The organism is Vibrio sp. 1180_3, from assembly GCF_029478545.1.
Lineage (GTDB): Bacteria > Pseudomonadota > Gammaproteobacteria > Enterobacterales > Vibrionaceae > Vibrio > Vibrio aestuarianus.
Window position 1 is genome coordinate 94,134 of sequence record NZ_SJFM01000001.1, and the last position, 18,473, is coordinate 112,606.

The following is an 18,473-nucleotide window of genomic DNA, read 5'->3' on the forward strand; positions in this document are numbered from 1 at the left end:
GAGTCTCTCCCTCAATTATTCTTGGATCACGACCAAATCGTCGCGATGGATGACTTCAGAACCGTAATCGTGGCCCAAAATCAAACCGATATCTTTACTGTGTTTGCCGGTTATTTTCGCTAGATCTTTACTTGAATAAGCAGCGATCCCTTTGGCGATCAACATACCGCGACGATCGGTGACACGCGCTACTTCTCCACGTGCAAATTTACCTCGTACCTCAAGCACACCCTTGGCGAGCAAACTGCTACCTTTGCCTACGACAGCATTCACAGCACCATCATCGATCACAATGTCACCCGAAGCAGCAGGGCCGGCTAGGATCCAACGTTTACGGTTTTCTAACGCTTCAATACACGGTAAAAAACGTGTGCCTTGCGGCCTATCACTCAATGAATCAAAAATCACGTTATGGGCACGACCGGCCGCGATAATCACTTCAATACCGGCACGACGTGCAATATCTGCCGCTTGCAGTTTGGTCGCCATACCACCAGTACCTAATGTAGTGCCACTGCCACCAGCAATTTTGCGTAAAGTATCATCAATGGTCTTAACTTCTTTTATCAGCTCTGCGTTTGGATCTTTGCGTGGATCAGCCGTAAAAAGACCTTTTTGATCAGTCAGCAACAACAGCTTGTCCGCACCACACAAAATACCAACCAATGCCGATAAATTGTCGTTATCGCCAACTTTGATTTCACTTGTAGCCACGGCATCGTTTTCATTCACCACAGGGATGATGTCATTATCGATTAAGGCATTGACGGTGTCACGAGCGTTAAGAAAGCGTTCACGGTCTTCAAGATCAGCGCGAGTAAGAAGCATCTGGCCTATTTTGATACCGTAGATAGCAAAAAGTGACTCCCAAGCTTGAATCAACTGGCTTTGCCCTACCGCAGCAAGCAGTTGTTTACTTGCCATTGCGTTGGGCAGTGCGGGGTAACCAAGGTGCTCTCGACCTGCGGCAATCGCACCAGATGATACAATCACCACTGAGTGGCCTTGTTTTTTCAGTTCGGCACATTGGCGTACAAGCTCAACCATATGAGCTTTGTCTAACGCTAACGTACCACCGGTTAGAACACTGGTCCCTAGCTTCACAACGACGGTTTGAAGTTGCATTGCTTTTCCGCTTTGTTGATTCGTTGTCATGATTTCTTCTGAAATGGAAAACACATAAGAAAGGATGTTTTAACAATCAAAGCAAAAATTCACAAGTAGAAAAGGTGCTAAAAAGCACCTTTTTACTCGCGAGAATGGTAAGAGAAAGGAAATCAGGCGAATTCAGCAGAATCTTCAGTAATCTCAACCGACAATTCAAATCGCTCATACAAGGTCGAAACCAATTTTGCATGAAACTCTTCTTGAGTACGTTTTACTTCTGATTGTACTGATTTGGGAATCGTATCGGCATCCCACGTTCCAGCCAAGTTATAGCGTCCTGCATGATACTTAGCGTCAAACCCAGACTCTGTTTTGCTCAGCTCCAACCACCATCCCCAAAATTCTCTTTTCTCTGGGGATTTTTTATCGTTAACACAGGCAGAAAGACAATCAAACAAGTAGTGCTCCTCTCGGCACTGCCCTTCACGTAGATAAGGACCGATAGCCTTTAATGCGGCCAACAAACGATAATGAGTCGGGGCTTGGGTCATCTCTGACATATGACTCTCCATTTCAATGTTAAGAATGATCATTATTTTTGATTGTTCATATGCTTGTTAAGGCATACTTACATCATGCTTAACTAAATTAGAGGAAAAGTCACCTAAATAGCTCATCTTCTAACCACTTTATCGCTAAATCGAGGGATTGCTCATATCCTTGTGAAATTGTTTTGCTTTTTATCTGCTTAGCTTTGCCATATTCACTAAACAACGCAACAAGCTGGTTATCTGAGTAAGGTGAAATTGGATCGCCCTCTAAGCCCAACGCAAGAATAGGCACTTTAGTGCGACGACTCGATAAGAACCCTTGGACTTTCAGTGACCAAGCCATCATTTGCCTAGAGAGGCTATCAATATCAACGGCCTCCTTCCCTAAGCGTGAAGCCAAAACATCTAGATACATCTTAGGCATTTGCTTTAACTTGGTTGGAGAGGTGAAAATATCATGCACTGGAGCCCCTAACGAGACACATGCTTTGATCTTATCCTGTTCTAAAAAAGAAAGTCTTATCATTGAATTACCACCAAATCGAAAACCAACAAGCCCGACTTTTTGATGGTCAACCCAAGGTAGACGCGATAATTCGTGCAACACCGCTTGGTGTAAGCATGAAGAATCTTCAGTTAATGGCCAATGAGAACTGTGACCAACAGAAGGCATATCGATGGTGATCATCGCAATATCGCGTGGAGCTAAATAATCGCGGAATAGACGCCACATATCCGTTTGCAAACTGTCTAAGCCAGCACTCACCATGATAACGGGATGAGGTCTATCGGTATTAGGTAAATGAAGGTTAACGATGATCTTTTTATTTTTGTATGGTACTTCTATTTGCTTAATAACGTAACTCGTCAGTTTTGATGCTTCACTATAAGCGCTGTTAGCTAGCACTTGAGCCTGCAAGGACAAGTTATCATTTTTCAGATGAGGGTAACCGGCAATACTAAAACACAAAGACGCAGAAAAAAGTTCATTTGCCGCCTCCTCACTTTGCTTGTTATTCGCCCTTTTTTGATGACGCATACCAAGCTTTGTCCACTCATAAGACCAATTGCCCCCGTGGTATCCCATCACCGTATCCAACCACTCGTCATGTGTTCTTGAGTGCTTCGATGAAGCGATTTTTGCCAGTACTTCTTCTTGCTCTACCGGATCGATCCCCTGCCAAATCCACTGCAGACGCCTTAGGTTACGATACCAAGCATACCCTTCCTGCTGCTTTTTATTGTCCAAGACTTCTTGGCTGCTTGGCATATAGCGAATGAGTGCCGAGGTTTCTTTCGCTTGTTTATGCTTTTGGAATAAGGTTTCAGAGAGATTTTTGCTTTTAGGTTCAGACATAAGCCGATTCTGTTGAGAGCGATAAGGTTATAGTAATCAAAAAAAAGGCCCTATAAAGGGCCTTTTTCAAATAAACACAAAAAGATTTATTTTTGTTTACGATTGATAGGTTCAGCGTATTGAATCGTCATATCCCAAGGCTGTTCGATCCAAGTGTCTTGAGCAATATCGACAACATAGTCATCCAATAAATCAACACCTGAAGGTTTAGCACAAACCGCAATTAATTTAGCCTTAGGGTACATTTCACGTAATTTACGAGCTGTATCACCACTGTCAACTAAGTCTTCAACAATCAAGAAACCTTCACCATCACCTTCTGGTGCTTTAATGACGGTCATATCACGCTGATGATCATGATCGTAACTAGAGATACAGATGGTATCAACGTGACGAATTCCCAATTCACGAGCCAAGATTGCACCAGGTACTAAACCACCACGACTGACAGCCCAAATACCTTTCCATTGTTCTGCAGGCATTTGCTTTTCTGCTAATTGACGGCAGTAAGTCTGCATGTTGTCCCAAGTGATAACGAATTTATTGCTCATTGTTATAAACCTAATTGTTATAAATCTAATAATTTAAATAATCTGCCTGCCATTACGCAGAGGCGATGTATTTGAAGATGAAGATAGCAGCCATAACCCACACACTCATCGATACACTGCGCCCTTTGCCACTAAACAGCTTAATGGCTGCATAGGCGATAAAACCAAGTGAAATACCTTCTGCAATAGAGAATGTCAAAGGCATCAGTAAACAAGTGACAACGACTGGAGCCGCTTCAGTCAGATCGCGCCAATCAATACTCACTAGGCCAGAAAGCATCAAAATGGCCACATAAAACAATGCACCTGACGTTGCATACGCAGGGATCATTCCAGCTAATGGCGAGAAGAATAATGCAAGTAAGAATAAAATGCCAACGACCACGGCGGTTAAACCTGTACGACCACCCGCAGAAACACCAGCGACACTTTCAATGTAAGAAGTGGTGTTAGACGTTCCCAATAGCGCACCAATAGAAGTCGCGGTTGAATCGGCAAGCAGTGCCTTATTCAAGCGAGGAATTTTGCCATCTTTACCAATTAAATCTGCTTTTTGTGCCACACCAACCAAGGTACCAGCAGTATCAAATAAATCGACAAACAAAAAAGCAAAAACCACTGAAATCATACCAACTTCAAAAATGGCTGAGAAATCAAGCTGTAAAAATGTTGGAGCAATACTTGGTGGTGTCGACATAACACCATGCCATTGCACATCACCAAATATTAAACCAAGGCCAGTTACCGCTAGAATAGCGATCATAACGGCACCTTTCAGACCACGGTGCACCAAAGCAATAGTTAAGAAGAAACCAATGGCACCTAACACCGCAGGTAATGAAGTAATCGCACCAACAGACACTAATGTTGCCGGGTTATCGACCACAATTCCTGCATTTTTCAATGCAATAAAAGCAAGGAAAAGGCCAATACCCGCTGAGATGCCTGTCCGCAATGACATAGGAATAGATTCGATAATCCATTCACGAATTTTAAATATGCTGAGGAATATAAACAGGATCCCAGAAACAAACACCGCCGCCAAAGCAACTTGCCATGTATAACCCATGCCAAGCACAACCGCATAAGTGAAGAATGCGTTCAACCCCATCCCTGGAGCTTGGGCGATTGGGTAGTTTGCAACAAAGCCCATGATAAAACAGCCAATAGCTGCCGCTAAACAAGTAGCAACAAATACGGCACCGCGATCCATACCTGTATCCGCTAAGATCGCAGGGTTAACAAAAATAATGTATGCCATCGTAAGGAAGGTGGTAATCCCTGCGATAACCTCAGTGCGCACGTTGGTGCCATTTTCACTGAGTTTGAATAGCCTTTCGAGCATGATCGAGTCCTATAAAGGTAAAAAGTAAACGGTTGCGTAATCGATTGGCTGTGGATTATAGAGACATCAGATCACAAATTCCAGACGCAATTTGTTTTGATATGAAGGAAATTTGGCTGTCAATATGAGTTAAATCCCATAAAAACAAGGGATTTTGATTGCAAATTCATCAATTTATTAGGATGGTTAGCGCAGTGATTTGAAGTAATAAAGCCAAATTACAGATAAAAAAACGCCACCTCATTGAGGTGGCGGCGAATCATCTAAGTCAAATTGACTGTCAAAAAATTCCAATATATAGGGGGTGAACATAACGTTCAGATAACATGCTTTGAGTCTTAGTAACCAAAGCTTGTTGGGTATGCAAAGTTACTTGTATAAACAGATTTGTTTAGCCAGAACATTGCAGATGGTAAACCTTTCATAACTATCACCTTATTAAATCAATTGAATATTACTTGATTTCTCGGTTCCCTGGAGGCGATAAAACGGACTCATCCTTTGAGCATTTTTTCTTCGCTTTCGAAGTTGGTTACAAATATACCACCAAGAAATTAAATTACAACCACTTTGGTGATTTGAATCACATATTTTTCTTTTATTGATCTGTGTCATTCATTTTTGGTAATTAAATTACATTAATGTCAATTTAATCATAAGTACTAGTCGTTATTAATAAGAGCCTAAACACCTATTTGTAATCTCCTTTGTACACTATGTACGGTCCAACAATGATTTCACTCAAATAATTCCTCTCAAAGCAGGCTACTCGCCTATTGCCTAGAGTGGTATGCTGTGAATAACAAAAGTCACGCTATGATCAATCAATCTCTATCCAGAGAATCATCTTATTCACCTTGATCTGGCAAACTCAAATAAAAGGAGCCTTCCGTGTCTGAGTTCTATCCTGAAATCAGTAAGTTATCATCTACACCTATCTGGCAATTTTTCGATAAAATCTGTGCTATTGCACATCCCTCTAAGCATGAAGAAGCGCTTGCTCAATACATTATTCAGTGGGCAACAGAGCAAGGCTTAGAAGTTCGCCGCGATCCAACCGGTAACGTTTTTATTAAAAAACCAGCCACTCCAGGAATGGAACATAAAAAAGGTGTCGTGTTACAAGCACATATCGATATGGTGCCGCAGAAAAACGAAGATACGCAACATGACTTTGCTAAAGATCCTATTCAGCCTTACATCGACGGTGAGTGGGTAACAGCTAAAGGTACAACCTTGGGTGCTGACAACGGCATTGGTATGGCTGCTTGTCTATCGGTTTTGGCTTCTAATGAGATCAAACACGGTCCTATTGAAGTACTGCTGACAATCGATGAAGAAGCGGGGATGACTGGTGCTTTCGGTCTAGAAGCAGGTTGGCTAGAAGGCGACATTCTTCTGAACACTGACTCAGAGCAAGAAGGCGAAGTATACATGGGCTGCGCAGGCGGCATTGATGGCGCAATGACATTTAGTATTGAACGTGATGCCACGCCAAGTAACTATGTCACTCGTCAATTGACATTGAAAGGCTTAAAAGGCGGCCACTCAGGTTGCGACATCCATACTGGTCGCGGTAATGCTAATAAACTGCTTGCTCGCTTTTTAGCTGGCCACGCACAACAACTTGAACTGCGCCTAGTTGAGTTTCGTGGTGGTAGCTTGCGTAACGCGATTCCTCGTGAAGCTTTTGTCACTGTTGCCTTACCTAAAGAAAATGAAGCAAAGCTGGATCAACTATTTGGCTTCTACACAGACCTTCTTAAAGAAGAACTTGGACGTGTTGAAACCAGTATCGTTTCTTTCAATGAAGTGCAAGATGATGCTAAAACTGTATTTACTATCGCAGACCAACAGCGTTTTATTGCGGCGTTAAATGCATGTCCAAATGGCGTGATCCGCATGAGCGATGAAATTGAAGGTGTGGTTGAAACGTCACTGAACGTTGGCGTGATTACTACGGCAGAAAATAGCGTAACAGTCCTGTGTTTGATCCGTTCTTTGATTGACTCTGGTCGCAGCCAAGTTGAAGGTATGCTGACCTCTGTCGCTGAACTTGCTGGTGCTCAGATTGAATTTTCTGGCGCCTATCCTGGCTGGAAGCCTGATGCAGATTCTGAAATCATGGCTATTTTCCGTGATATGTATGAAGGTATCTACGGTCATAAACCAAATATCATGGTTATCCACGCAGGACTTGAATGCGGCCTGTTCAAAAAACCTTATCCTGAAATGGATATGGTTTCATTTGGCCCTACAATCAAATTCCCTCACTCCCCAGATGAAAAGGTAAAAATCGACACTGTGGATCTTTTCTGGGATCAGATGGTTGCTCTACTGGAAGCCATCCCAACCAAAGCATAATTAATGACTTTACCGGGCTATCTAGCCCGGTATCTTGTTTTCACTTGATTTCTATCAAAAAAATTTATCGATAAGAAAAAATTTATTCATTAGCGCACACTTTAAGCCACTGTTAGAGTTCGCCCCCTTGAAGTTCCTAGAGTTATTCACCACACTCTCTTCTAGCGATTACAGCACGTTGTTGTATCGATGATAGCGCTTAATCCTTAGCGTTATCTTTAATTCTCAAAAAGATTGAAACTGCGATGAAAGAAAAAATGATTGTCGGATGGCGGGAAACTCTTTGCCTTCCAGCGTTAGGTATTGAAAAAATCAAAGCAAAAATAGATACCGGAGCTCGTACGTCTTGCTTACACGCATTTAAAGTAGAAAGCTTTACTAAAAAAGAAGCGCCTTGGGTTCGCTTTTGGATCCACCCTTTACAGCGGAATGATGAAAAAGTCGTCGTTTGTGAAGCAAAAGTGGTAGATGAACGTACCGTACGTGATTCAGGCGGCCATGAAGAAACACGTTACGTGATTGAATCTGAAGTCAGTTTAGGTGGTCAAATATGGCCAATAGAGATCACCTTAACCAACCGTGAAAACATGGCTTTTCGCATGCTGTTAGGCCGTACCGCTATGCACAATAAGATTGTCGTTGACCCAACACAATCCTTTTTAATCGCTTTCGAGGAGCACAAATAATGAAAATTGGTATTCTGTCACGTAACTCTTCGCTTTATTCAACCAAACGTTTGATTGAAGCGTGTAAAGATCGTGGTCACCAAGTCAAGGTTATCGACGCGTTACGTTGCTATATGAATATCAATTCAGACAAGCCAGAAATTCACTTTAAAGGTGAAGAGTTGGCGGGGTTTGATGCGGTTATTCCTCGTATCGGCGCTTCAGTTACTTTTTATGGTACTGCTGTTTTACGTCAATTTGAGATGATGGGAGTCTATCCTGTCAATGAATCGGTTGCGATCAGCCGTTCTCGAGACAAACTACGTTCAATGCAACTATTGTCGCGTAAAGGTATTGGTATGCCGATCACTGGCTTTGCTAGCAAGCCCGATGACGTTAAAGACTTACTCGAAATGGTTGGCGGTGCTCCAGTGGTGATTAAATTACTTGAAGGAACACAAGGCATCGGTGTAGTGTTAGCGGAAACGCGCAAAGCAGCAGAAAGTGTCATTGAAGCATTCATGGGCCTTAAGGCCAACATCATGGTGCAAGAGTATATCAAAGAAGCGGGTGGCGCTGATATTCGTTGTTTTGTGATTGGTGATAAAGTCATTGCAGCAATGAAACGTCAAGGTGCTGAGGGTGAATTCCGCTCAAACCTTCACCGTGGTGGTACAGCTTCTTTAATTAAGATTACCCCTCAAGAACGACGCACTGCTATCGAGGCTGCAAAAATAATGGGACTTAACGTTGCTGGTGTTGATCTATTAAGATCAGAACGTGGCCCACTTGTCATGGAAGTAAACTCATCTCCTGGTCTGGAAGGTATTGAGGCCGCAACTGGTAAAGATATTGCAGGGATGATTGTCGAATTTATCGAAAAAAATGCGGCAACAAAAGGAACAAAAACGCGTGGCAAAGGTTAAAAAAAATAAGGAATTTGAATTTCTGGGGGGAGTCATTCCCCCAGGAACACGGAAAGCTATCGAACTAGAAGCCGCTAAGCTTTATACACACTCCCCTTTATCCATTCCCATCGAAATCATAAACGGAATTTCGTCAGGTCCAACACTCATGGTCAATGCCGCTATTCATGGTGATGAACTCAATGGTGTTGAGATAGTACGTCAGTTGATTAACTCAGTTGATCCTTTGAAACTTAAAGGAACGCTGATCGTTGTACCCATTGTAAACGTATTCGGTTTCATCCATAAATCACGTTACTTACCTGATAGACGAGATCTCAATCGCTGCTTTCCCGGTAGCGAAACAGGCTCTTTAGCCTCTCGTATGGCACACACATTCTTTTCTCAAGTCGCACTGCGCTGTGACTACATTATTGACTTGCACACGGGGGCGATTCACCGCACCAATCTGCCACAAATTCGCGCTGACCTATCGAACCCAGAAACATTACGTGTGGCTCAATCTTTTGCGACGCCAGTGATTATCGATTCGCCACTGCGCAATGGTTCACTGAGAAGTGAAGCTGAAAAATCAGGCATTACGGTACTAACCTACGAAGCAGGTGAAGCCTTAAAATTTGATCCTCTTGCTATCAACGCAGGCATTGTTGGTGTCAAACGAACCATGCAATCTATCGGTATGATGAGAAAAAGCAGAAAATCGATCCCGACGTCGATCATTGCAAAATCAACCAGTTGGCTACGAGCTGAAAGCGATGGCATTTTAAGAACCGTAGTCACCTTGGGTGATAAAGTAGAAAAAGGCCAAGTTCTGGCTTATATCAACTCACCATTAGGCCACGTTGAGGTTGAATTAAAAGCGAATAAAGGTGGCATTGTCATTGGTCAGCAAACTTTGCCTTTGGTTAATGAGGGCGATGCGGTTTTTCACCTTGCATACTTCTCACAAAGTGATGATATGGTTGAACAAGTCGTTGGAGACTTCATTGAAGAAGTCGCAGATACCGATTTAGAACCATTAACTACAGGTCACATTACCCCACCTTCAATGGTCTAGCTCTAAATAAAAAGCACGCCCTTTTCAATAAGGGCGTGCTTTTCACTCATTTTATTTCGATTTAGCTAAACGATGCCCATATCACCGTAGTCACTAGAACTGGGCAAACAAACTTCACATACCACGGCCAAATTTTACCAAACCAACCCAATTGGAATTCAGGGAAACCTTGCTCAAGTTCTTTGACCTTGCTGTGGCGATTCCATACCCAGCCACCAAACAGACAAAACATAAGCGCAGCCATAGGTTGCAAGTACTGTGTAGCTAACATCGCGACCAGCCCAAATAGCTCAGCAAAGTTATAAACAATAATCACACTGATGCTGGCAATCGCACCACCTAAAATCCAGCTTGTTGGTGTTCGCGCTGTATTAAAACGCTCACTCACTAAAGCAACGGGGCATTCCAACATTGAAATAGAAGAAGTTAATGCGGCAATTGTCAAAAGGGTAAAGAACACTATCGAAAATACTTGCCCTAACCATCCCAAACTATCAAACATCAGCGGTAACACAGTAAAAACTAATGTATCAGAACTTAGCAATGAGCCGTCTTCAGCATAGATCTGCACACCTTTATGCATGGCAACAAACATAGCTGGCAATACCACTAAACCGGCGATAAAAGCAACAGCGGTATCAACAAGTGTTACGTTAAATGCCATCTTAGGTAAGTTTTCTTTCTTACTTAAATACGAACCGTAAATCAGCATCGAACAGCCCCCAATGGTCAAAGAGAAGAATCCTTGTCCCATTGCAGCTAATAATAACTGCTTGTCCCAAATTTTAGAGAAATCAGGGATCAAATAGTGCTGTAACCCCTCCATTGCGCCCGATTGAGTCATGATGTAAATAAATAAAACACCAAACAATATAAATAATGCGGGCATCAAGCGAGTAGACCACTTTTCTATCCCTTGTTTGACTCCACCTTGGACAATGAGAATCGTCAAAACATAAAAAATAAGCGTCCCGAATAGATTTCTCTCAACGCTAAAGCCTTTAAACCAAGCAGTCATTTCAGCCATACCGAGCAGATCTGTGACCGCGCCAAGGAGAAAGCAAATTAACCAACCACCTACAATGCTATAAAAAGCAAGCACAGCGCTAGGAACACTCAAGCCTATCCAACCAACAACGCCTCCGATAGCCTTGGCGACTGGATTAGCAGTGAGTGAACGCATACTATCGACAGGGTTTGCTTGCCCAAAGCGACCAATCGCCATTTCAACAACGAGCATAGGGAAGGCAACAACCATAATCATCACTAAGTAGACCAACAGAAAAGCACCGCCGCCATTACTGGCTGCTTGCGTTGGAAAACCCCAAATATTACCAAGGCCAACGGCTGCACCCGCTGCTGCTAAAATAAAACCAAGGCGAGAACCAAACAGTTCACGAGAATTAGATTGCGTCATACCACTCACACAGATATCAATAAACTAGCAGACTAGTACACTAATGCAAAGCGCGATAATGAGCAATTAGATTGCCTATTTATTAAGCAAACAATCGACAATTAGAATAATGGTCGGATGTAAATATTATTGAACAGAGAGTTGTGTTTTGGGGTTTGCTTGAAACTTTTGCACTAGATAACGTCCCCTACCCTGCGCTTTTGCAGAGTATAACGTTCGATCAGCAGCGTGATAAAAGTCTAAATAATCATTGAGCTTAGGAGTATCAATTTCAACACCACCAACACTGATTGATAAAACGTTATTTGATGGTGAAAATTGATGCACAATATGCAGTAACTCAACGGCATTGACTAACTTCTGGCCATACGATTCACTGTCTATTTCCATATCACTTGCCAGTACCACACAAAACTCTTCGCCGCCAAAACGAGCAACAAGTTTTTCCCCACGACCATCAAACTCAAGACTGTCTAAACACTCAGCCACCGCTTTCAACGCTTTATCACCGTCTAAGTGCCCATAGTTGTCATTAAAAAGTTTAAAGTGATCAATATCGATTAAAAATAGTGTGATGTATCTAAACTTATACCGAGTTATATAGCTTTTAAAAACCTTTTCGAGGCGGCGTCGATTGGCAATTCGCGTCAGCGGGTCATGTTCTGACTGCCATTTCAACTCAGTGCGGCTTGTTTCTAACTCCGTCACTATCTGGTTGATCGTCCGTGAAAAAGCTTTCATCTCTTTGGATATAAATGTGCCTTCATGCGGCATTTTTCCGCCTGAATTTTGAAATTGATCTAATACTTTATTGGCATCTGTTATCGGTTTGACCAGTTTATTCACAACAGTCAGGTTGAAGAAAAACATCAAGACAGAAAAGACAGCCAGCATCGACAATTCTTGCCAACGAATAAAAGTAGGGATCTTAACGCTATGATTGACTTGAATTAATACCGTTGAGTGATTACGGTAATCGAGCATTTCGAGATAACTGACGTTAGCAATAGGCTGAAGCAGGACATCTTGGTTAATTGCCCTAACCAGTATATCAGTGCTGATTCCTGTCGCTTGTTCAATTCCATTTAAAAACTTGTCATTAATACGCTTTAAAAATATCAAATAGCCTTTATCACACTCAGAACCACCGCTGTTACAAACCCTTGAAGTTCCTATAATAAATGGTGCATCATCAATAACAATAAAACGAATGATAGGGTCGACAAAACTTTGCTCTTTTCTCATCGCCTCAGCAAGAAGATCACCAAAACGATAACGTATTGAATCATAGTTGATTTCATTGCCCGTTTCGTAGTTATACCTTAACCCCCAAACCAGCTGCACATTAGAATCAAAAATAAAAATACCATTCAATGAGTTAGATTCAAAAGCATGGATACCAATATCATCTTGAACAAACTCCTCCGTTGGATTGCGAATAAAGTCTGCCATTTCATTCCAAGCAGCATAATCGGCTAATGAAGCTCCTAACTCCGCTTTTGCCATATTAATAACAGTTTGAACGCGTTTGACTTCACCTTGTTGTAAAGACAAAGCATGGTCTACCTCGCGGTCATAAGACCACATATACTTAAAAAGCAGGTAGCATAAAACGAACAGTACAACGACTGTTACCGATACCCAAGCTGTTAACCATTTTAGACTAAAATTATTAAGCAATGTTCAAACCATCAATCACTGTAACGAAGTTAGGATACGAAAAAGACACGCCCTAAGTTTAGATGGTAAACACCTGATAATCTTTTAGTTCAGGTATTTTTTGATGCAATTGTTGTTCTTGCTCAACCATATTGTCGAGAGACTCACAAAAATCTTCGCTCTCTTTTTGGATTTGAGTGGAATGCTCATTAATTCGCACTGCGATCTTGTCTTTAAGTTCAGCCATGGTATTTGCCAGTTCGGTTAGATTTAACCCACCCTCTTGCTGCATTTTGCTCGATAGCGCCTCGAATGCGCTTGCGATGAACTCTTGATTGAACAAAGCCTTGGCCTTTTCAAAATCTTCAGCCCATGTTTCACTCATCGATTCAAAAGTTTGAGCTGGTAACACTAAATCATCACCTTGGTAATAACGACTTTCAATATCGGCAAAAAACTCTGTCATTGACTGCTTAACCTTATCGAAAGCGTTTGGTGAATCAATACTGGCCGCAACATCATCAAGAATATCATTAGCTAAAGCGAGACCATCACTGGCTAATTGCTTCGCTTTCGGCAATGCCGTATTGATATCTTCTTGATATTTCTCCAACGCTGATTGCTGTTCAGCATCTAATTCGACCCTCTCACCATGAATGTATAAGTTATTCTGGTCATCCATCAGCACTTTATCGGTAGAGGTTTTAATGATCTCAACTTTTTCGCCATTCAAATGAACTTCATGACCAACATTCACTCGACACTGTGCGGCCCATAACGGCGAACTTAGCAGCATCGACGCTAGTAATATTATTTTTTTCATCGTTCTATCTCATGAGTAACATTGTGGGGAAACATATCAAAAACAAACATTCAATGAGTTAATAACTTGTCAGCAAATCACACCATTGCATCAATAGTTGCCAATACAATTTAAACCAGAAATAACCTAAGTGTGGTTGTTATTAACCAAATAAAGTTAGAAAAAACTCAGTTGCTTATTTAGTTCTTCAGGTTTTAACATCACTGTTAAGCCTAATAATCGAATTTCTCTTCCATGCTGACGCTGCAAAATACTTTCTAATAAATGCCGAAAATCATCCAATTCTAAGCTGGAATGTAGATGCTCGATAGTGGTGAGCTGAAAGTCTGCAAACTTAACTTTTATACCTTGCTTTATAATGGACTTATCCGGGCTAACTTTACGAAGCCTCACTTCTAATTCAGGATAAAGTTTAGATTCAATTACATGCCAACACTCACTATAGGTTGAAATATTCTCACTGAATGTTCGTTCAACACCAACCGATTTCCGCTCCCGTTGAGTCACTACCTCTCTTGGATCTATGCCGTGGCTTTTTTTCCACAACGAAGCACCTAGTCGTCCAAACTGACGCAATAATTCTCGATAATCACTTTGCTTTATATCTTTACATTTATAAAGCCCCGCCAGATGAAGCTTTTCTAGACTGACCTTACCAACTCCTGGGATTTTTTCTAACGGCAATTCATCCACTACTTGCTGAACCTTGTCGGGTGGTATCACAAATTGTCCATTAGGCTTATTCATATCAGAGGCGACTTTCGCTAGAAACTTTATTGGAGCCACACCCGCAGATGCCGTCAGCTGTAGTTCATTCCAAATTTCATCACGTATTTTTTGTGCAATGAGTGTAGCACTGCCTTGGCAGTCGCATGAATCACTCACATCCAAGAAAGCCTCATCTAAAGATAGTGGCTCTATGACTGAGGTATATCGCTGAAAAATTTGTCTAATTTGTACAGAAATATCTTTGTAAACAGACATTCGCCCAGGAACCACTAACAAATTGGGACACAATTTCAAAGCGTGTGCGGTAGGCATAGCAGAGCGCACACCAAATTTTCTCGCTTCATAATTGCAAGTACTTAATACGCCGCGCTGCTTTTCATGCCCACCAACCGCCAAAGGGCGATGTCGATAGGCTGGATTATCACGCATTTCTACCGCAGCAAAAAAGCAGTCCATATCAATATGAATGATTTTTCTAACTTTATCTTCCACTTCTAACAACCGCCAAAAACTGTATGCATAGACAGTATATTATGACTATTGATAGATTGGAATTTTTTGATTATTTAAAAAGCAAAAGCCTGCAACAATGCAGGCTTTTAAATGTAGTGATTGCACCAATTACGCAATGCGATCTTTTTCCCACGCGGCTAATTTCTCAGCCCTAGCGGCGGCTTTTGCTTCTCGCTTTTTACGTGCATCACATGGTTCTGGACAGTTACATACTTTATCAATCCCCACAGCACCAAGCCCACCACAACTGCCTTTAACTACTTTCTTTTGAAATACGTAGCCAACTGCCATCGCGGCAATCACACATAAAAAAACACCGAATGTAATGAAAAACGTACTCATGGTTTACTCACTTTTATTTAAATAGGGCTTAAAAGCTGTCGATGCAATCTCTTTAAACCCGTTGTCTGTTTTCACAATCATAAACACTGGGATCTGCTGTTGCTCAGCCACTTCCATTCCCTTGACTTCACCAAGTACCATTAACCCGGTAGCTAAACCATCAGCGGTCATTGATGAAGCATCAAGCACGGTAACCGACACGACTTTATGATTAATCGGCTTACCCGTTTCAGGATTAATGATATGAGAATAACGAATGCCATCCTGTTCGAAGTAATTACGATAATCACCAGATGTTGCTATCGCCAAATCACCAGGTTCAATAATTTCTTGAATCGTACGCTCATCAATAGTGGGTTTTTCAATAGCAATTCGCCAAGGGACGCCATCTCGGTTTAACCCTTTCAAGCGCATCTCACCACCGACTTCAACCATGTAATTTTTAATACCTTGCGACTGAATGTAGTCAGCAACCACATCAACTCCCCAGCCTTTCGCTATTGTAGATAAATCGACATAAAGATTAGGAAGATCTTTACTCAGTGTAGTACTTGTTGCCGATAAATGTTCAATACCGATGTTTGCCATTCTGTTTGCTAATTCGGCATCAGTAGGCACAACATCAGGTCTGGCTTCTGGGCCGAACCCCCATAGATTAACCAGAGGCCCAACAGTGACATCTAGCGCACCTAAAGTCAGTTGATTCAGTCGGATTGCTTCTTTCACAACAATAGCCGTTTGGCTCGATACAGTGAAAGGCGTTGTCTCCTGAAACTGGTTAAAGCGGCTTAACTCTGAATCTTTACGATAAGTCGACATTTGATCATTGACTTGTTCCAATAAACGATCGACTTCTTTTTGTACACTTTCAGAGCTCGGAATGCCGTCTGCTTTAATGTATTTAATATTGTATGTGGTACCCATCGTCGGGCCGCTAAGATGCACTTGCTCGACTGGTTTTTCACAACCCGCCAACACAAGTAGAGAAGCTAACGCAACAAGCCATTTTTTCACTTGTTTACTCCTATCAATGAAAAGTGGATATAGGAAAGAAGTCGCATTCCTATTTGCTATATCAACTCAATCAACCATTATCGATTGTAGAATTTGAACCTTTTTAAAAAATTATCAAACTTCAATTACAATGAGAATAAAAACAAATGGCTGACCCCTAAGAGCCAGCCATCACTTAACTATCGAGGTAAATTAACCACCGAAGTCATCAAGAAGGATGTTTTCATCTTCTACACCAAGATCTTTCAGCATGCCGATAACCGCAGCGTTCATCATTGGTGGACCACACATGTAGTATTCACAATCTTCAGGAGCTTCATGATCCTTAAGATAGTTTTCGTATAATACGTTGTGGATGAAACCTGTGTATCCGTCCCAGTTATCTTCCGGCATTGGGTCTGAAAGCGCACAATGCCATACGAAGTTTGGATTCTCAGCCGCTAAGCCATCGAAATCTTCCACGTAGAACATTTCACGTTTAGAACGAGCACCGTACCAGTAAGACATCTTACGAGTTGACTTCAAACGCTTCAGTTGGTCGAAGATATGAGAGCGCATCGGCGCCATACCAGCACCACCACCGACAAAGACCATCTCTGCATCAGTGTCTTTCGCGAAGAACTCACCAAATGGCCCAGAGATCGTACACTTATCACCTTCTTTTAGTGACCAAATAAACGATGACATTTGACCTGGTGGTACGTCTGGATTATTTGGTGGCGGCGTAGCAATACGCACGTTCAACATAATAATACCGAACTCTTCTGGGTAGTTAGCCATTGAGTAAGCACGGATGATATCTTCATCTACCTTAGACTCGTAGCGGAACAAGTTAAACTTATCCCAGTCGCCACGATACTCTTCAGGTACATCAAAGTCTGAGTATTTGATGTGGTGAGCTGGCGCTTCAATCTGAATATAGCCACCCGCACGGAAAGGTACGGATTCGCCATCAGGGATCTGCAGCTTAAGCTCTTTGATGAATGTTGCCTTGTTATCGTTAGAGATAACGGTACATTCCCATTTTTTAACACCAAAGATCTCTTCTGGAAGTTCGATATCCATGTCAGTCTTAACTGCAACCTGACACGCTAAACGCTCACCCTCACGAGCTTCGCCTTTAGTAATGTGGTCAAGCTCGGTAGGTAGAATATCACCACCGCCAGATTTCACTTTAACGCGGCACTGACCACAAGAGCCACCACCACCACAAGCAGATGATACGAATACACCAGAACCAGCTAGCGCGCTAAGTAGCTTACCACCTGGCGTGGTTACGATGGCTTTATCAGCATCGCCATTAATTGAGATTGTAATGTCACCTGTTGGTACTAGCTTCGATTTAGCGAATAAAATCACTAATACGAGTGCTAGAACAATCAGAGTAAACATCACTACACCAAGAATAATGTCCATTGACTATTCCTTTATTGTTGCGGTTTACCCGACTTACAGTTGAACACCGGAGAAAGACATAAAGCCTAACGCCATCAAACCTACCGTGATGAAGGTGATACCCAAACCACGTAAACCCGGAGGCACGTCTGAGTACTTCATTTTTTCACGAATGCCGGCAAGAGCGACAATTGCAAGCATCCAACCTACACCCGAACCGAAACCATATACTACTGATTCTGTGAAGTTATAATCACGTTGAACCATAAAGGATACACCACCAAAGATGGCACAGTTTACGGTGATCAACGGTAGGAAAATACCTAATGCGTTGTACAAAGGCGGGAAGAAACGATCCAAGATCATTTCTAGAATCTGTACTAACGCCGCAATAACACCGATAAAGGTAATGAAGTTAAGGAATGTCAGATCGACGCCTTCAACCAAAGCATTCTCTTTCAGTACTAGGTTGTAAACTAAGTTGTTCACTGGTACTGAAATAGTCAGAACCACAACAACCGCTACACCTAAACCAAAAGAGGTCTTTACTTTCTTAGATACCGCAAGGAATGTACACATACCTAAAAAGAAAGAAAGCGCCATGTTTTCGATGAAAATCGATTTCACTAGCAAACTAATATAATGTTCCATGACGTCC

General features: G+C 42.0%; 17 protein-coding genes. 4 read left to right on the forward strand and 13 right to left on the reverse strand.

What is annotated here, in order from left to right; genetic code table 11:
* Positions 1-15 precede the first annotated feature (15 nt).
* The 5 genes from proB to EYW48_RS00485 all read right to left on the reverse strand — a co-directional run bounded on the left by proB (position 16) and on the right by EYW48_RS00485 (position 4,911).
* Positions 16-1,155 carry a glutamate 5-kinase gene (gene proB, locus EYW48_RS00465; protein ID WP_176312828.1) on the reverse strand — a complete coding sequence of 380 codons (1,140 nt, stop codon included), beginning with the start codon at positions 1,153-1,155 and terminating at the stop codon, positions 16-18.
* 122 nt (positions 1,156-1,277) lie between these two features.
* Positions 1,278-1,667 carry a sigma factor-binding protein Crl gene (crl, locus tag EYW48_RS00470; RefSeq protein WP_176312827.1) on the reverse strand — a complete coding sequence of 130 codons (390 nt, stop codon included), beginning with the start codon at positions 1,665-1,667 and terminating at the stop codon, positions 1,278-1,280.
* Between the two features lie 100 nt (positions 1,668-1,767).
* The gene (gene frsA, locus EYW48_RS00475; protein WP_261915204.1) at positions 1,768-3,015 is read right to left on the reverse strand and encodes an esterase FrsA; all 1,248 of its coding nucleotides are present in this window, start codon (positions 3,013-3,015) and stop codon (positions 1,768-1,770) included.
* An 86-nt stretch (positions 3,016-3,101) separates the two neighbouring features.
* Positions 3,102-3,566: an oxytetracycline resistance phosphoribosyltransferase domain-containing protein Tet(34) gene (tet(34), locus tag EYW48_RS00480; protein WP_053310903.1), complete on the reverse strand. Its 465-nt coding sequence runs from the start codon at positions 3,564-3,566 to the stop codon at positions 3,102-3,104.
* Between the two features lie 52 nt (positions 3,567-3,618).
* The gene (locus EYW48_RS00485) at positions 3,619-4,911 is read right to left on the reverse strand and encodes an NCS2 family permease (RefSeq protein ID WP_053310902.1); all 1,293 of its coding nucleotides are present in this window, start codon (positions 4,909-4,911) and stop codon (positions 3,619-3,621) included.
* A gap of 891 nt (positions 4,912-5,802) precedes the next feature.
* On the opposite strand from EYW48_RS00485, the gene EYW48_RS00490 reads away from it, so the two are divergent.
* The 4 genes from EYW48_RS00490 (at position 5,803) to EYW48_RS00505 (ending at position 9,923) form a co-directional block, all read left to right on the forward strand.
* A complete protein-coding gene (locus tag EYW48_RS00490; protein WP_171979457.1) occupies positions 5,803-7,275 on the forward strand; it encodes an aminoacyl-histidine dipeptidase in 1,473 nt (490 codons plus the stop codon).
* 245 nt (positions 7,276-7,520) lie between these two features.
* Positions 7,521-7,961, forward strand: a complete 441-nt coding sequence (locus tag EYW48_RS00495) for an ATP-dependent zinc protease (protein WP_277431741.1) — start codon at positions 7,521-7,523, stop codon at positions 7,959-7,961.
* Positions 7,961-8,866 carry a 30S ribosomal protein S6--L-glutamate ligase gene (gene rimK / locus EYW48_RS00500; protein ID WP_053310899.1) on the forward strand — a complete coding sequence of 302 codons (906 nt, stop codon included), beginning with the start codon at positions 7,961-7,963 and terminating at the stop codon, positions 8,864-8,866. The genes EYW48_RS00495 and rimK overlap by 1 nt, the downstream gene beginning before the upstream one ends.
* A complete protein-coding gene (locus tag EYW48_RS00505) occupies positions 8,826-9,923 on the forward strand; it encodes a succinylglutamate desuccinylase/aspartoacylase family protein (RefSeq protein ID WP_172532027.1) in 1,098 nt (365 codons plus the stop codon). The genes rimK and EYW48_RS00505 overlap by 41 nt, the downstream gene beginning before the upstream one ends.
* Positions 9,924-9,984: 61 nt before the next feature.
* On the opposite strand, the gene EYW48_RS00510 is transcribed toward EYW48_RS00505, so the two are convergent.
* From EYW48_RS00510 to nqrE, 8 genes are all read right to left on the reverse strand, one after another.
* Positions 9,985-11,340, reverse strand: coding sequence for a sodium-dependent transporter (locus tag EYW48_RS00510; RefSeq protein ID WP_171979459.1), 1,356 nt, complete (start codon positions 11,338-11,340; stop codon positions 9,985-9,987).
* A 126-nt stretch (positions 11,341-11,466) separates the two neighbouring features.
* Complete coding sequence (locus tag EYW48_RS00515) at positions 11,467-12,927, reverse strand: diguanylate cyclase (protein ID WP_277431790.1); 1,461 nt, start codon at positions 12,925-12,927, stop codon at positions 11,467-11,469.
* Positions 12,928-13,078: 151 nt separating this feature from the next.
* Entirely contained in the window at positions 13,079-13,822 is a 744-nt protein-coding gene (locus EYW48_RS00520) for a YggN family protein (RefSeq protein WP_261917437.1), read from the reverse strand.
* A gap of 156 nt (positions 13,823-13,978) precedes the next feature.
* Positions 13,979-15,043, reverse strand: coding sequence for a DNA polymerase IV (gene dinB / locus EYW48_RS00525; protein ID WP_053310896.1), 1,065 nt, complete (start codon positions 15,041-15,043; stop codon positions 13,979-13,981).
* A gap of 129 nt (positions 15,044-15,172) precedes the next feature.
* Complete coding sequence (gene nqrM / locus EYW48_RS00530; protein WP_053310895.1) at positions 15,173-15,406, reverse strand: (Na+)-NQR maturation NqrM; 234 nt, start codon at positions 15,404-15,406, stop codon at positions 15,173-15,175.
* A gap of 3 nt (positions 15,407-15,409) precedes the next feature.
* Positions 15,410-16,420 (reverse strand): FAD:protein FMN transferase, encoded by a 1,011-nt coding sequence (locus EYW48_RS00535; protein ID WP_277431742.1) that lies wholly within the window; start codon positions 16,418-16,420, stop codon positions 15,410-15,412.
* A 192-nt stretch (positions 16,421-16,612) separates the two neighbouring features.
* Positions 16,613-17,836: an NADH:ubiquinone reductase (Na(+)-transporting) subunit F gene (nqrF, locus tag EYW48_RS00540; protein WP_053310893.1), complete on the reverse strand. Its 1,224-nt coding sequence runs from the start codon at positions 17,834-17,836 to the stop codon at positions 16,613-16,615.
* Between the two features lie 33 nt (positions 17,837-17,869).
* Positions 17,870-18,466 carry an NADH:ubiquinone reductase (Na(+)-transporting) subunit E gene (gene nqrE, locus EYW48_RS00545; protein ID WP_053310892.1) on the reverse strand — a complete coding sequence of 199 codons (597 nt, stop codon included), beginning with the start codon at positions 18,464-18,466 and terminating at the stop codon, positions 17,870-17,872.
* Positions 18,467-18,473: the final 7 nt, after the last annotated feature.

Coding starts and splice junctions, on each gene's coding strand:
- nqrM (WP_053310895.1), bottom strand. CDS start 15,406: ATGAGTACGTTTTTCATTACATTCGGTGTTTTTTTATGTGTGATTGCC.
- EYW48_RS00520 (WP_261917437.1), bottom strand. CDS start 13,822: ATGAAAAAAATAATATTACTAGCGTCGATGCTGCTAAGTTCGCCGTTA.
- EYW48_RS00485 (WP_053310902.1), bottom strand. CDS start 4,911: ATGCTCGAAAGGCTATTCAAACTCAGTGAAAATGGCACCAACGTGCGC.
- EYW48_RS00515 (WP_277431790.1), bottom strand. CDS start 12,927: ATGTGGTCTTATGACCGCGAGGTAGACCATGCTTTGTCTTTACAACAA.
- proB (WP_176312828.1), bottom strand. CDS start 1,155: ATGACAACGAATCAACAAAGCGGAAAAGCAATGCAACTTCAAACCGTC.
- nqrF (WP_053310893.1), bottom strand. CDS start 17,836: ATGGACATTATTCTTGGTGTAGTGATGTTTACTCTGATTGTTCTAGCA.
- EYW48_RS00495 (WP_277431741.1), top strand. CDS start 7,521: ATGAAAGAAAAAATGATTGTCGGATGGCGGGAAACTCTTTGCCTTCCA.
- EYW48_RS00505 (WP_172532027.1), top strand. CDS start 8,826: ATGCGGCAACAAAAGGAACAAAAACGCGTGGCAAAGGTTAAAAAAAAT.
- nqrE (WP_053310892.1), bottom strand. CDS start 18,466: ATGGAACATTATATTAGTTTGCTAGTGAAATCGATTTTCATCGAAAAC.
- frsA (WP_261915204.1), bottom strand. CDS start 3,015: ATGTCTGAACCTAAAAGCAAAAATCTCTCTGAAACCTTATTCCAAAAG.
- rimK (WP_053310899.1), top strand. CDS start 7,961: ATGAAAATTGGTATTCTGTCACGTAACTCTTCGCTTTATTCAACCAAA.
- crl (WP_176312827.1), bottom strand. CDS start 1,667: ATGTCAGAGATGACCCAAGCCCCGACTCATTATCGTTTGTTGGCCGCA.
- EYW48_RS00510 (WP_171979459.1), bottom strand. CDS start 11,340: ATGACGCAATCTAATTCTCGTGAACTGTTTGGTTCTCGCCTTGGTTTT.